This is a genomic window from Micromonospora chalcea (genome assembly GCF_002926165.1).
Classification (GTDB): Bacteria; Actinomycetota; Actinomycetes; order Mycobacteriales; family Micromonosporaceae; genus Micromonospora; species Micromonospora chalcea.
In genome coordinates this window covers 18,762-32,195 of the sequence record NZ_MAGP01000160.1, presented here as the reverse complement: position 1 = coordinate 32,195, position 13,434 = coordinate 18,762, and the positions used below count along the sequence as shown (strand labels likewise).

The window sequence follows — 13,434 nt, the reverse complement described above, 5'->3', positions numbered from 1 at the left end:
GCGTTGTTGACGACGGCGTCCACGGCGCGCTCACCCACGGCGTCCACGACCGCGCCGACCTGACCGATCCGGGGCAGGTCGGCGCGGTCGTGGACGCCGTGGGTGAGCGCGCCGTGGACGCCGTCGTCAACAACGCCGGTGGATTCCTGGGCGGGTCCACCGACTCGCTCGACGGGGTGGCGGACTGGTGGCGGGCCAACCTGGACGCCAACGTGCTCACCGCCGTACTGCTCACCGAGGCGCTGCTGCCCGCCCTGCGCCGCCCCGGCGGCCGGGTTGTCCTGCTCAGCTCGATCGCCGCGCAGCGCGGCGGCGGCGGGCCGTACTCGGCAGCGAAGGCCGCGCTGCACGGCTGGGCGTACGACCTGGCCGCCCAACTCGGCCCGGACCAGATCACCGTGAACGTGGTCAGCCCTGGCTACGTGGCCGAGACCGAGTTCTTCGGCGACCGGATGACGCCCGAGGGGCACGCCAAGCGCGTCGCCGCCACGCTCGTCGGCCGGGCCGGTGTGCCGGACGACATCGCGGCGGCGGTCAGCTACCTGGTCGGCCCGTCCGCCGGGTACGTCACCGGGCAGGTGCTCGGCGTCAACGGCGGTTCCGTACTCGGCCGCTGACACGCGGAAGGGACGGCGGCCCCCGCCACCCCTGGTAGAAATGCCGGATGAGCCAGGATCGGACGGCCGTACGGGAACGCGCCGAAGCGGTGCTGCGGCGGCTGGCGGGTGACCACGCCCGGCTGCGCGAGGACCAGTGGCGGGCCATCGAGGCGCTCGTGGTCGACCGGCGGCGGGTGCTCTGCGTGCAGCGCACCGGCTGGGGCAAGTCGGCCGTCTACTTCGTGGCCACAGCGCTGCTGCGCGAGGGCAACCGGCACGGGCCGACGGTGATCGTCTCGCCGCTGCTGGCGCTGATGCGCAACCAGGTCGAGTCGGCGGCCCGCGCCGGCATCCGGGCCCGCACCATCAACTCGGCGAACCTGGACGAGTGGGACGAGATCACCGCCGAGATCCACGCCGGGGCGGTCGACGTGCTGCTGATCAGCCCGGAGCGGCTGAACAACCCGGACTTCCGCGACGGCGTACTGCCGAAGCTCGCCGCCACCACCGGGCTGCTGGTGGTGGACGAGGCGCACTGCGTATCCGACTGGGGGCACGACTTCCGCCCCGACTACCGGCGGCTGCGGACGTTCCTGGCCAACCTGCCCGAGCGCACGCCGGTGCTCGCCACCACCGCCACCGCCAACGCCCGGGTCACGCAGGACGTGGCCGAGCAACTCGGTGACGCGCTGGTGCTGCGGGGCACGCTCGACCGGGAGTCGCTGCGCCTGGGCGTACTCGACCTGCCGAGCCCGGCGCACCGCCTGGCCTGGCTGGCCGACCACCTGGACCGGCTCCCCGGCTCGGGGATCATTTACACGCTCACCGTCGCGGCGGCCACCGAGACGGCCGACTTCCTGCGCGGCCGGGGCTGGTCGGTCGCCTCCTACACCGGGCAGGCCGAGGACGCCGACCGGCGGGCCGCCGAACAGGACCTGCTCGACAACAAGATCAAGGCGCTGGTCGCCACGAGCGCGCTCGGCATGGGCTTCGACAAGCCCGACCTCGGCTTCGTGGTGCACCTGGGCGCGCCGCCCTCGCCGATCGCCTACTACCAGCAGGTCGGCCGCGCCGGCCGGGCAGTCGAGCACGCCGAGGTGCTGCTCCTGCCCGGCGTGGAGGACGCGGCCATCTGGCGGTACTTCGCCTCGCTCGCCTTCCCGCCCGAGGAGCAGGTCCGCGCCGTGCTCGCCGCGCTGGACACCGAGCGGCCGATCTCCACCCAGGCCCTCGAACCGGTGGTCGACCTGCGCCGGGCCCGGCTGGAGCTGATGCTCAAGGTGCTCGACGTGGACGGCGCGGTCCGCCGGGTGCGCGGCGGCTGGCTCGCCACCGGCGATCCGTGGGTCTACGACGAGGCCCGGTTGCGGCGCGTCGCCGACGCGCGCGCCGCCGAGCAGCGGGCCATGCGGGAGTACGCCTCGACGTCCGGCTGCCGCATGTGCTACCTGCGGGAAGGGCTGGACGACACCGGGGCGGCCGACTGCGGGCGGTGCGACAACTGCGCCGGCCCGCTGTTCGAGGCAGCCGTCTCCGACGAGGCGCTGACCGCCGCGCAGACGTTCCTCGGGCGCCCCGGCGTCGCGATCCCGCCCAAGAAGCTCTGGCCGACCGGGTTGGAGGCGGTCGGCGTACCCCTGAAGGGCCGCATCCCCCCGGCGGAGCAGGCGCTGCCCGGCCGGGCCGTGGGACGCCTCTCCGACCTGGGGTGGGGCGGGCGGCTGCGCGGGCTGGTCGGGCCGGAGGCGCCCGACGGCCCGGTGCCCGACGACGTGGTGGCGGCCGTGGTCGAGGTGCTGAAGGCGTGGGCGCACGGCGACGACCCGTGGCCCCGGCGGCCGGTGGGCGTGGTGGCGGTCGGCTCGCGGACGCGACCGCTGCTGGTGGGCTCGCTGGCCGAGCGGATCGCCGCCGTGGGCCGGCTGCCGCTGCTCGGCCACGTCGTCCCAGCCGGTCCGACCGCCGCCGGCGGGCCGCGCGGCAACAGCGCCCAGCGGGTACGCGCGCTGCACGACGCCTTCCGCCTGCCGGACGAGCTGGCCGACGCGCTGCCGGGGCTGGACGGGCCGGTGCTGCTGGTGGACGACCTGGTCGACTCGGGCTGGACCATGGCCATGGTGGCGCGGCTGCTGCGCCGGGCCGGCGCGCCGGACGTGCTGCCGCTGGCGCTCGCGGTGGCCGCCTGACCCGTCGCGTCCGCGTGACAGGTCCCGGCCGTCGAAAAGTTCCCGGCGCGGCCGGAATGCGAGCGTCGCCACCGTCGGCGGACCGTCGGCGGAGCCGCAGGTGACCGGCGGTACCGTGGGGCCATGACCGAGCAGCTACCCGTCGTCCAGACGTATGCCGTGACCGGGATGACCTGCGAACACTGCGTCCGGGCGGTGACCGAGGAGCTGTCCGCGCTGCCCGGCGTCGAGGAGGTCCGGATCGATCTGGCCGGTGGCACCGCCACCGTCACCAGTGACGCCCCGCTGGCGGTCGAGTCGGTCCGTGCCGCCGTGGACGAGGCGGGTTACGAGCTGGTCGGCGGCGGTGCCTGAGTCGTCGTCCGGCACGTCCGGCACCGGCGTCGTCCCCGACGACGCCGTGGCCGGCGCGACACCGCCCCGCGCCGGGGTGGCCGCGGGCGGCCCGATCGCGGTGGATCGGGAGACGCTGCGGTTGGCCCTGGTGGTGGGCGGGCTCGTGCTCGCCGTGCTGCTCGGGTTCGGGCTCGGCCGGATGAACGCGCCCGCCGACCCGGCGCGGCCCGCAGCCACGGCGAGCGGGGCCACCACGGGCGACGGCGGCATGCACGCCCACGCGCCCGGCACCGGCGCGCACTCCCACGACGGCGCCACCGTCACCCAGGGCGGCGGCGACGGCGCGGCCGGGCTGTCCGTCACCTCGGCCGGTTACACGCTGGTCCCGTCGAACGCCGAGCTGACCGCCGGCCGCGTCGGTGAGCTGCGCTTCCAGATCCGCGACGACAAGCGCCGCGCGGTGACCCGGTTCGCCGTGGTGCACGACAAGCCGATGCATGTGATCGTGGTGCGCCGTGACCTGAGCGGTTACCTGCACCTGCACCCCACGATGGCCGCCGACGGCACCTGGTCGGTGCCGCTCGGGCCGATCGAGGCGGGCGCCTGGCGGATGTACGCGGACTTCACCGCCGTCGCCGACGACGGTGGCCAGGTCGCCGTGGTGCTCGGCGCCGACCTGGCCGCGCCCGGCGCGTACCGGCCCCGGCCGTTGCCCGCCGCCGCGACGTCGGCCACCGTCGACGGGTTCACCGCCGCGTACACGGGCACCCCGGAGGTGGGACGCTCGGTGCCGCTGCGGTTCCGGATCACCGGCGCGGACGGCGCGGCAGCGCCGCTTCAGCCGTACCTCGGCGCGTTCGGGCACCTGGTCGCGCTGCGCGAGGGCGACCTCGGTTACCTGCACGTACACCCGGAGCCGGTGCGCGACGGCGACGAGGTGACGTTCTGGCTGACCGCGCCGGGGCCGGGCAACTACCGGATGTTCCTGGACTTCCAGGTCGGCGGCGTGGTGCGGACCGCCGAGTTCACGCTGACAGTGGCCTGAGCCCTCGGTCAGCCGGCGCGGCGGACCGGGCGGCGGGCCAGGTAGCGGAGCAGATCACGGATGTGGTGCTTCTCCTCGGCGGGCACGCTCGGGTCGGCCAGCCGGTCCAGGATCACCCGCACGTCGGCCTCCACCGGACCCTCCTCGGCACCTCGGCGGCGCGGCACCGGACCGGCGTCGGGCAGGCCCAGCGCGCGGAACGCGGCCGCCACGGGCAGGTCGAGAGCGGCGCAGAAGCCGCGCACCTTGGCGAGTTCGGGGTAGTCCTGCCAGTCGCCGGCCAGCCAGCGGAACACCGTCGAGCGGCCGACTCCGGTGTGGGTGGCCAGATCGGTGACCGTCCAGCCGCGTTCCTCGCGCGCGTCGTCGATGGCCCGGCGTACGAAGCGCGCGAAGGCCATCTGCGGCGAAACGTCTGCCGAACCCATCCCTGTCGGATCTGCCCCTCCCGCCGGTGGCCCGGCTCTGCCGATCGAGCCTAGTACGCCGGGGCGCAGAAGTAACTGACTGATCGGTCCGGAGATCTCGTCGGCGGGACTCGGTGAATGCGGAAGCCTGCTTCGGGTAATGCGCTTCGGGTAATAGGCTGAGTGAACCCTGAGAATCGATGGAGGAGAAGCATGGCCGAGCCGGACCGTCCCGTACCGCATCGCCCCGGCGCGGTGAGCCTCTTCTTCGTGGCCAAGGCCGCGTTGTTCGCTCTCGGCTTCTGGATCTGGCTGCTGGTGCTGGCGGTACGCGGTGGCGAGGCGACCGGCGTACACCTGATCGCCGCGACCGGCGCGATCTGCACCACGCTGGCCTCGGTGGTGTTGGGAGCGCGGATGGCGTTGCAGCGCAACGCCGCCCTCCGGCATGCCGAGCTGAAGCGGATGCTCGTGGACATCTCGTGGAACGCCTTCGCCGCCGCCGGCAACGCCGAGCAGCTCGGCGGGAAGGTGGTGCCGTTCCCGACCGCGGCCGAGGACGGCGAGCGGCCCGCCAACCGTGGTGAGCGCGTGTCTGTGCTGGACCGGGGCGATCGCAACCGGGGCGACCGGGGGCGGTAGCGCGCCCCTCAGGCCCGCTCCGCCAGCAGCGTCTCCAGCCGGGGCGTCACGCCCCACTGGCCGACCAGCTCGCGATACTCGGCGCGCTGCCCGTCGGTCGGCGCTCCGGCCGTCCGGCGTGCCCGGATGAGCAGGTTGCGCGGCGTGTGCTGGGAGTCGACGAACTCCACCACCTCGGCGCGGTACCCGTGCAGGCGCAGCAGACCGGCCCGCAGCGCGTCGGTCAGCACGTCGGCGAACCGCTCCCGGAGGATGCCCTGCCGGGTCAGCAGCTCGTACGGGCCCGGCGCCGGGCGCGCCCGGAGCTGGGCGGCCAGGTCGTGGTGGCAGCAGGGCGCGGCGAGCACCCAGCGGGCGTCCCAGCGCACCGCCCGGGCCAGCGCCTCGTCGGTGGCGGTGTCGCAGGCGTGCAGCGCGAGCACCAGGTCCGGCGCCGGTTCGACGGGCGCCTCGGCGATGGTGCCGGCCACGAAGCTGACCCGGTCGGCCCAGCCCAGCCGCTCGGCCAGCTCGGTGTTGCGGCGGCGCTGGTCCTCGCGTACGTCCACGCCGACGAGTGTCACGTCCAGGCCGCGCCGCATCAGGTAGCGGTAGGCGGCGAAGGTCAGGTACGCGTTGCCGCAGCCCAGGTCCACCACCCGCAGCGGGCCGGTGAGGTCGTCGGGCAGCGTCGCGGCCAGCGCGCGCACCAGCGCGTCGACCTGCCGGCGTTTGGCCGCCGAGCCGCCGATCTCCCGGAAGAGGGGATCACCCGGGTCGAGCAGCCACTCCTTGGCCCGGTCGTGCCGCTCCGGCTCGCCGGCGGTACGGCTGGCCGCCGCGCGGTGCACCTGCGCCTCACCGGACTTCGTCACCCGGAGCTGGATCGTGGCGTCGGCGGTCTCGACGTGCCAGTTGCCGAACGGCTCGGCGAGCAGTTCGTCCACCGCGGCGTCGGCCTCGGCTCCCGGCGCCACGTTGCGGGTGTGCGGCCGTGACCCGTCCGAAGTGGCGATCTGCAACCGGGGGCCGCTCTTGAGCGCGACCGGGCGCAGTTCCGCGCGTACCACCGAGGGACGCTGCCCACGACGCCGCCCGGCGGCCACCGCCCGGGTCAGCCCCGGCGCGAGCAGCAACGCCCGTACCTCGGCGAGCGCCGATTCCAGCGCTTCCGGCATTCCTACCTACCTCTCCAGTTCTCCACCCACCCACCCCGCCGGCCTGGTTGATCATGAGGTTGGCCGTACGTGAGCACGGCGTGTCGCGCCGTCAACTTCATGATCACCGCGTGGGTCCGGCGGTCGTGGGACGGGGACGGCCTCCGGGACCGGGGTCCGGGAGGCCGTTTCCGTTGGTGTTCGTCAGTCGGCGTTGCTGGCTTCGGCGGGCGCGCCGGTGCTGCCGCTGCGGCGGCGACGGCGGCGACGCGGCTTGCTCGCCGTCTCACCCTCCGCGGCCTGCGGTGCGGCGGCGGTCTCGGTCGAGCCCTCGGTGCTGATCACCGCGGTCGGCTCGCCGGCCACCGTCTCGCCGGCCCGGCGACGACGCCGCCGACGCGGCGTACGGGTCGCCTCGCCGTCCCCGGCCTCGGCCTGCCCGGCGGGCGCGTCCCCGCCGTCGCTGGTACGGCCCCGACCGCGGTCACCACGGTCACGGTCGCCGCGCTCGCGGCCCCGGCTGTCACCCCGACGCGCGCCCCGGCGTGCCCGGCCGCCGCCACCCAGGTCCTCCTCGACCTCGGCGGACAGCCCGGCGCGGGTGCGTTCGGCGGTCGGCAGCGTGCCGCTGACGTCGGTGGGGATGGCCAGGTCGGTGTAGAGGTGCGCGGAGGTGTGGTACGTCTCCGGCGGCTCGGGCATGTCCAGCCCGAGCGTCTTGTCGATGATCCGCCAGCGGGGCATGTCGTCCCAGTCGACGAACGTCACCGCGACACCCGTGGCCCCGGCCCGGCCGGTACGGCCGATGCGGTGGGTGTAGGTGTCCTGGTCCTCGGGGCAGTCGTAGTTGATCACGTGCGTGACGCCGGTGACGTCGATGCCCCGGGCCGCCACGTCGGTCGCGACCAGCGTGTCGATCTTGCCGGCGCGGAACGCCCGCAGCGCCCGCTCCCGCGCGCCCTGGCCGAGATCGCCGTGCACGGCGGCCACGGCGAAACCACGGAAGTCGAGATCCTCGGCGACCCGGTCGGCGGCCCGCTTCGTACGGGTGAAGATCATGGTCAGGCCACGGCCCTCCGCCTGGAGGATGCGCGCCACGATCTCGACCTTGTTCAGCGAGTGCGTGCGGTACGCGAGCTGCGTGGTCTGCGGCGACGGGCCGGTCTCGGCGGTGTGCCCGGCGTGGATCGTCACCGGCCGGCGCAGGAACCGCCGCGACAGCGCGACGATCGGGTCCGGCATGGTGGCCGAGAACAGCATGGTCTGCCGGTCCTCCGGCAGCATCGCCAGGATCTTCTCGACGTCGTCCAGGAAGCCCAGGTCGAGCATGCGGTCGGCCTCGTCGAGGACGAGCGCGCGGACCCGGTCGAGCCGCAGGTGCTTCTGCTTCTGCAGGTCCAGCAGGCGGCCGGGGGTGCCGACCAGGATCTCGACGCCCCTGCGCAGCGCCTCGATCTGCGGCTCGTACGCCACGCCGCCGTAGATCGGCAGCACCCGGACGCCCCGGGTGCGACCGGCGGCGTCGAGGTCCTTGGCGACCTGGATGCCCAGCTCACGGGTGGGTACGACGACGAGCGCCTGCGGGACGCCGTCGCTGCCCTCGGACGGGGCGAACACGCGCTCCAGCAGCGGGATGCCGAAGCCGAGCGTCTTGCCGGTGCCGGTCGGGGCCTGCCCGATCAGGTCGGCGCCGCGCAGCGCGATCGGCAGCGCGTACTCCTGGATGGCGAAGGCGCGGGTGATGCCGGCGGCGGCCAGCGCCTCGACGGTCTCCTGCCGCGCGCCGAGCGCGGCGAACGTGGGTGCCTCCGGCGGGACCGGAGCGGTGGGGGCCAGTGGCTGGCCGGAAATCTGGTCGCTCATGTGGATGTGGGGGTGCCCTCTCGTGGTGCGCCCCTCATGTCCTCAGGGCGCGTTCGGTGTGTGGCGCGGGCCACGCGGTCGGGGGCGAATCGCCGAGCCGGACCGGGCCGCACGCGCGTCGGGGACCGGTCTTGATCAGCGAAGCTGACCGAATCGGTGCCCACGGCAACTGTCTCATCCTACCTGAACGGCCCCTGAGTCGTCCCGATTCCCAGGTGGTGGCCGTGCGCGCGGGGCGGCTCGATGTGACTTGAGTCACAGCGTTGGCGCCGGTAGCCTGCGCTCGTGGCCGCCCCCGACCCCGCCGCGACCGGCTCTGCCGCCGCCGGTCCCACCGCCCCCGATTCCGCCGCGATCGACCTGTTCGGGCTCGTCGCGTACGGCGAACTGCTCGCCTTCGACCGCCTCGCCGCCGACGCCCGCCTCGCGCCCGACCTGGGCCGCCGCGCCGCGCTCAGCGAGATGGCCGCCGCGGAGATCGCCCACTATCGCTGGCTGACCGACCGCCTCGCCGCGTGGGGCGTCACCCCGGAGGAGGCGATGGTCCCCTACGTCGAGGCGCTGCGGGCGTACCACGACTCGACCGAGCCGCGGGACTGGGCGGAGGCGGTGACGAAGGCGTACGTGGGCGACGCGATCACCGACGACTTCCTGCGCGGGATCGCCGACGGCCTGGACGGGCCGGAGCGGACGCTGCTGCTCGACGTGCTGCACGACTCCCGGTACGCCGAGTTCGCCGCGGCCGAGATCCGGGCCGCGATCGAGGCCGATCCCCGGGCCGCGGGCCGGCTCTCCATGTGGGCCCGGCGGCTGCTCGGGGAGGCGCTGTCCCAGGCCGGCCGGGTCGCCGCCGCCGACCGGGGCGCGCTCAGCGCGTTGATCGGCCGGACCGGCGGGGACGTGCCGGGGCTGCTGCGCCGGCTGACCGAGGCGCACACCGCGCGGATGACGGCGGTCGGGCTGAACAACTGAGCCGCCGTGGCGGGAGGCCCGCCACGGCGGCCGGCGCCGCGGGAATCAGCGAACGGTGAACCCGACCGCGCGAGGCGACGCCTCGGCGATCTCGACGTAGGCGACCTTGCCGACCGGCACGATCACGCGCCGGCCCTTCTCGTCGGTCAGGGAGAGCGTGCCCTCGCTCCTGGCGAAGGCGTCGGTCACGATCTGCTCGATCTCGGCCGGCGACTGCGCGCTTTCCAGGACCAGCTCCCGCGGCGCGTACTGCACGCCGATCTTGACCTCCACTGTGCCTCCTCAACTGGGGCGAAAAAGCCACCGTGGGAAGGCTATCCGATCCGGCGGCCCGATGTTCAGGCTGACTCACCTTGCAGCGGGAAGCTGGCGATGCCCCGCCAGGACAGGGCCGCGACCAGCGCCTCGGCCTCCGCCTTGGGCACCTGACGGCCGCCGGCGAGCCAGAACTGGGCGGCCGTCTCGGCGGCGCCGACCAGGCCCGATGCGAGCAGCTCGGCATGCGACCGGCTGACGCCGGTGTCCGAGATGATCGTGTCGGTGATGGCCGCGATGCAGCCCTGCTCGACCCGCTCCACCCGCTGCCGCACCGCCGGGTCGTTGCGCAGGTCGGACTCGAAGACCAGCCGGAACGCCTCGCTCTCGTGGTCGACGAAGTCGAAGTACGCGCGGACCGCGGCGCTGACCCGTTCCTTGTTGTCGCTGGTGCTGCTCATGGCGCCCTGCACGTTTGCCACTATCGCGTCACAGTGCGTGTCCAGCAGCGCCAGGTAGAGCTCCATCTTCCCGGGGAAGTGTTGGTAGAGCACCGGCTTGGAGACCCCGGCCCGCTCGGCGATGTCGTCCATCGCGGCGGCGTGGTAGCCCTGCGCGACGAACACCTCCTGAGCAGCGGCGAGCAGCTGCTTACGGCGTGCCGAGCGGGGCAGGCGGGTGGGCCGACCGGCGGTCTGTGCACCGTTCCCCACTGCGGTCATGGGAACCTCCGAGTATCTGCGTACGAGCCGGCACGTATCACCCGAACCGGTGCGGGTTCGTGAACCCGTCGCGGAATTGGCCCGCCGCTGTAACTTATCGCCACTGTCACCACACGGTAGCCTCAGCGGGGGCGACCAAGGAGCGCGCGGTGAGTGAAACAGGGCAACCCGGAGCCGCCACCCCGGGAGAGCACGGCGACGGGACGGGCCGGCAGGACGAACCAGCCCGTACCGGCGGCGGTTGGGCGCCCCCGCCGAACGGCTGGTCCCGTGGTGCTCCGGCGCCCGGCGGCTGGCCCTACGGCGATCTCGGCGGCTGGGCCGCCTCCTCGCCCCGGCACGGTGACCTGCCGGCTCCGCTACCCGGCCGACCGGAGCCGGGACCGGTCAACGGCCGCCACGTCAACGGCGTGCACCACGCCGGGGAGGAGTCGCGCGTGACCCGCCAGGCGCCGGTCAGTGCCCCGCCGGCGGACGAGCCGCCCCGGTCCAGCGACGGCGAGCGGCTGGCCGTACCGGCCCCGCGACCGGCGCCCCCGGCCGAGCAGCAGGTGAACCCGGCCGACGCCGCCGGCTCCCGGCACGCCGCCGACGCCCCGGCCGCCGCGCCCCGCTGGGCCGAGAGCGGCCCCGCCTCCGCGCCCCCGGCCCTGCAGGTGCCGCCGGTCGGCGCCGCCGCCTCCGGCTTCGAGGTGCCACCGGGCTTCCACGCGCCGAACACCGAGTCCACCCCGTCGCTCTCCCGTGGCTGGGCCGACCGGGCGCCCGGCGAGCCGTCCGCCGACCCGGCCGGCCGTTCCGCGCAGCCCGTGGGCGACGTCCGTCCGCCGGACGGACCGGCGGGCGCCGCCGGGCCCCGGGCCGCCGCCGACTCCCGGGAGCCCGCCGCGGACGACCCGGGTGCCGGTGAACCCGACTGGTCCGGACCGTCCTGGAACCGCCCGAGCTGGGGCGACGGCTGGGCCCCGCCGTGGGCCCGCACCGACGAGCCGGCGGCGCGCCGCGCCGCGGAGCCCGCCGACCGGCGCGAGCGGGAGGACGACACCGCCGGCCGCCGCGCCGCCCGCGACGACCGCGCGGCCCATGACGACCATGCCAGCCACGACGACCGTGTCAGCCACGACGACCGCGCGGCCCACGACGACCGTGCCGGCCACGACGACCGTGCGGGCTGGGACGACCGTGCGGGCTGGGACGACCGGGCGGCCCGCGACGAGCGCGCGGCCGAGTGGGCGCCCGAGCCGGTGCGGCCGTACATGCCGGCCCGCGTCGAGCCGCCGTCCGGCTACGAGCCGCCCCGGCCCGAGCCGGTGCGGCCGTACGAGCCGCTGCGCGCCGAGCCGGCCGCCGGACCGGAACCGACCCGGCCGTACGAGCCGGAACCGCCGCGTCAGTACGAGTCCGAGCCGGGCACCGGTCCGGAGCCGGCGCGTGAGGCGACCCGGCCGTTCCGGCTGGCCCGGGGCGACGGCGAGCCGCCGCACGGGTACGAGCGACCCTCGTGGGCCGGGCCGCCGGTGCCGGTCCCGCCGGTGAACCCGGCCACCGGTCCCGAGCCGGCGAGCGCCCCACCCGCCCCGGCCGGCGGGTACACGCCGACGTTCCCCGGCTACCCCGCCGCGCCCGCCGGGCCGCCGCCTGCCGCCGCGCCCGTCGCCAACCCCGCGACCCGGGCCACCGGTGAGACCGCCGACGATCCCCGGCAGCCGCCGGCCGCCCCTGCCCGGCCGATCTCCGGAGTCCCGGCGCAGCCGGCCTCCGGCCTCCCGGCACAGCCGATCTCGGGCGTGCCGGCCCGGCCGACGTCCGGCGTCCCGGCCGGGCCGATCTCCGGTGTGCCGGCGCGGCCGATCTCCGGCGTCCCCGCCACGAGCGGCGCGGCGCACACCGACCGCACCTCCGCGCCCCAACCGGCGAGCGCGCCCCCCTACGCCGCCCGCCGGTCCGCGCCGGAACCCGTGCCGGCCGCCGACGCGGCCACCGAGCCCCGACCGGAGGAACCGGCCCCAGTGGTGCTGCCGCAGCGCGTCCCCGCCGAGCCGGACGTGCCAGTCGTGCCGGAGCCGCCCGCAGTGGAACCGTCCGCCGAGACCCCCGAACTCGCCCGCATCGCCACCCACCTGCGCCGGGACGACGAACCCGCGCCGCTGCGTGAGCGCCCGGAGGGCTTCGACGTCAACGCGATCCTGGACGCGGTCCGCGAGGTGGCCGGCGTACGGGACGCGGCGCTGCGCCGTACCCCGGCCGGCGCGCACAGCCTCCGGCTCGACCTGGCCGACGGCGCGGACCCGGCAGAGGTCAGCCGCCTGGTGGCCCGGCTGCTCCAGGAACGGATGGGCCTGGCGGCGGCGCCGCAGAACCTGCCCGGCGCGCCGGTCGTGCCGCCGCCGGCCCCACTGCGCCGCCGATCGGCCCGGCTGGACCGGGCCGGTGAGGCACGGGCGGGCGAGGGCCGTTCGCCCGGGCCGATTCACGCCCGCGCCATGCCGGACGAGACGCGGACGGCGGTGCCCGCGCCCCGCAACGGTGACGAGCCCGGACCGGCCGGTGACGAGACGCCGACGCGTACCGGTGTGGTGCGCCCGGCCGCGAACCGCTCCGGCGAAGGGCGGTTCGGCGGCACGGACCGCGCCGCGCGTCCGGCCGACGCCCCGGCCGAGGGCGACGAGCCGCCGCGCCGCCGCCGGCAGGCCACCCACCGGGGCCGGGCCGCTGTCGACGAGACGTCGCTGGCCGCCGCGCCGACCGGCATGTCCACCGGCAGCCCGGTGACGCTCGGCACCTCGTACTCCGGTGGGCAGATGACCACGACGGAGACCGCGCCGTCGCGACCGCTCGACACCGGCGGCGCGCCCGGGCCCAGGGTGGTGATCGAGCACGTCCTGGTGAGCACGTTCGGCCTGGACGCCACCACTGAGGTCCGCCTGATCGCGGGCGACCGGACCGCCGAGGGCCACGCGACCGGGCCGGCCGTCGACGGGTACGTGCTGCGGCTGTGCGCGGTGGCGGCGGCCGCGGCGGTGGACGAGTTGCTCGGCCGGGGCGTCCCGGCCGGTGAGCACGGCCGGTGCTTCGTGGAGCACGCCGCGGTGGTGCCGTTCGGCAACTGCGAGGTGGCGACCGTTGTCGTGCTGCTGGTCTGCGACGGCTGGGTGGAGCAACTGGCCGGTTCGGCCCTGGTCGCCGGGGATCCCCGGCAGGCGGTCGTGCGGGCCACGCTGGCGGCGGTGAACCGGCGGCTGGAGGCACTGCTCACCTGACGGTGTGCGGT

At 75.7% G+C, this 13,434-nt stretch carries 12 protein-coding genes; 7 read left to right on the top strand and 5 right to left on the bottom strand.

Annotated elements, in window-relative coordinates; genetic code table 11:
- The 4 genes from BAW75_RS27990 to BAW75_RS27975 form a co-directional block, all read left to right on the top strand.
- A partial coding sequence (locus BAW75_RS27990) for an SDR family NAD(P)-dependent oxidoreductase (RefSeq protein ID WP_104115510.1) occupies positions 1-617 on the top strand: 617 nt, incomplete at its 5' end.
- A 47-nt stretch (positions 618-664) separates the two neighbouring features.
- Complete coding sequence (locus BAW75_RS27985; RefSeq protein WP_104115509.1) at positions 665-2,785, top strand: RecQ family ATP-dependent DNA helicase; 2,121 nt, start codon at positions 665-667, stop codon at positions 2,783-2,785.
- 123 nt (positions 2,786-2,908) lie between these two features.
- Positions 2,909-3,139: a heavy-metal-associated domain-containing protein gene (locus BAW75_RS27980; RefSeq protein WP_043328162.1), complete on the top strand. Its 231-nt coding sequence runs from the start codon at positions 2,909-2,911 to the stop codon at positions 3,137-3,139.
- Positions 3,132-4,166, top strand: coding sequence for a hypothetical protein (locus tag BAW75_RS27975; RefSeq protein ID WP_104115508.1), 1,035 nt, complete (start codon positions 3,132-3,134; stop codon positions 4,164-4,166). The genes BAW75_RS27980 and BAW75_RS27975 overlap by 8 nt, the downstream gene beginning before the upstream one ends.
- An 8-nt stretch (positions 4,167-4,174) precedes the next feature.
- Here BAW75_RS27975 and BAW75_RS27970 read toward each other — a convergent pair whose 3' ends face one another.
- A complete protein-coding gene (locus BAW75_RS27970; protein WP_043328166.1) occupies positions 4,175-4,594 on the bottom strand; it encodes a helix-turn-helix domain-containing protein in 420 nt (139 codons plus the stop codon).
- A gap of 192 nt (positions 4,595-4,786) precedes the next feature.
- On the opposite strand from BAW75_RS27970, the gene BAW75_RS27965 reads away from it, so the two are divergent.
- On the top strand, positions 4,787-5,215 hold the full coding sequence (locus BAW75_RS27965; protein ID WP_069088024.1) for a hypothetical protein: 429 nt from the start codon (positions 4,787-4,789) through the stop codon (positions 5,213-5,215).
- An 8-nt stretch (positions 5,216-5,223) separates the two neighbouring features.
- On the opposite strand, the gene BAW75_RS27960 is transcribed toward BAW75_RS27965, so the two are convergent.
- Both BAW75_RS27960 and BAW75_RS27955 read right to left on the bottom strand, forming a co-directional pair.
- The gene (locus tag BAW75_RS27960) at positions 5,224-6,372 is read right to left on the bottom strand and encodes a class I SAM-dependent methyltransferase (protein ID WP_104115507.1); all 1,149 of its coding nucleotides are present in this window, start codon (positions 6,370-6,372) and stop codon (positions 5,224-5,226) included.
- A 183-nt stretch (positions 6,373-6,555) separates the two neighbouring features.
- The gene (locus BAW75_RS27955) at positions 6,556-8,214 is read right to left on the bottom strand and encodes a DEAD/DEAH box helicase (RefSeq protein WP_104115506.1); all 1,659 of its coding nucleotides are present in this window, start codon (positions 8,212-8,214) and stop codon (positions 6,556-6,558) included.
- Between the two features lie 285 nt (positions 8,215-8,499).
- On the opposite strand from BAW75_RS27955, the gene BAW75_RS27950 reads away from it, so the two are divergent.
- Positions 8,500-9,186, top strand: a complete 687-nt coding sequence (locus BAW75_RS27950) for a ferritin-like fold-containing protein (protein ID WP_104115505.1) — start codon at positions 8,500-8,502, stop codon at positions 9,184-9,186.
- Between the two features lie 45 nt (positions 9,187-9,231).
- Here the strand turns inward: BAW75_RS27950 and BAW75_RS27945 are convergent, their stop codons facing one another.
- Together BAW75_RS27945 and BAW75_RS27940 are read right to left on the bottom strand one after the other, a co-directional pair.
- Positions 9,232-9,459, bottom strand: a complete 228-nt coding sequence (locus BAW75_RS27945) for a DUF3107 domain-containing protein (RefSeq protein ID WP_030502928.1) — start codon at positions 9,457-9,459, stop codon at positions 9,232-9,234.
- Positions 9,460-9,524: 65 nt separating this feature from the next.
- Positions 9,525-10,163: a TetR/AcrR family transcriptional regulator gene (locus tag BAW75_RS27940; protein ID WP_030502929.1), complete on the bottom strand. Its 639-nt coding sequence runs from the start codon at positions 10,161-10,163 to the stop codon at positions 9,525-9,527.
- Positions 10,164-10,312: 149 nt separating this feature from the next.
- Between BAW75_RS27940 and BAW75_RS33385 the strand changes: the two genes are divergently transcribed.
- Positions 10,313-13,423, top strand: a complete 3,111-nt coding sequence (locus BAW75_RS33385) for a hypothetical protein (protein WP_104115504.1) — start codon at positions 10,313-10,315, stop codon at positions 13,421-13,423.
- The last annotated feature ends 11 nt before the right edge of the window (positions 13,424-13,434 follow it).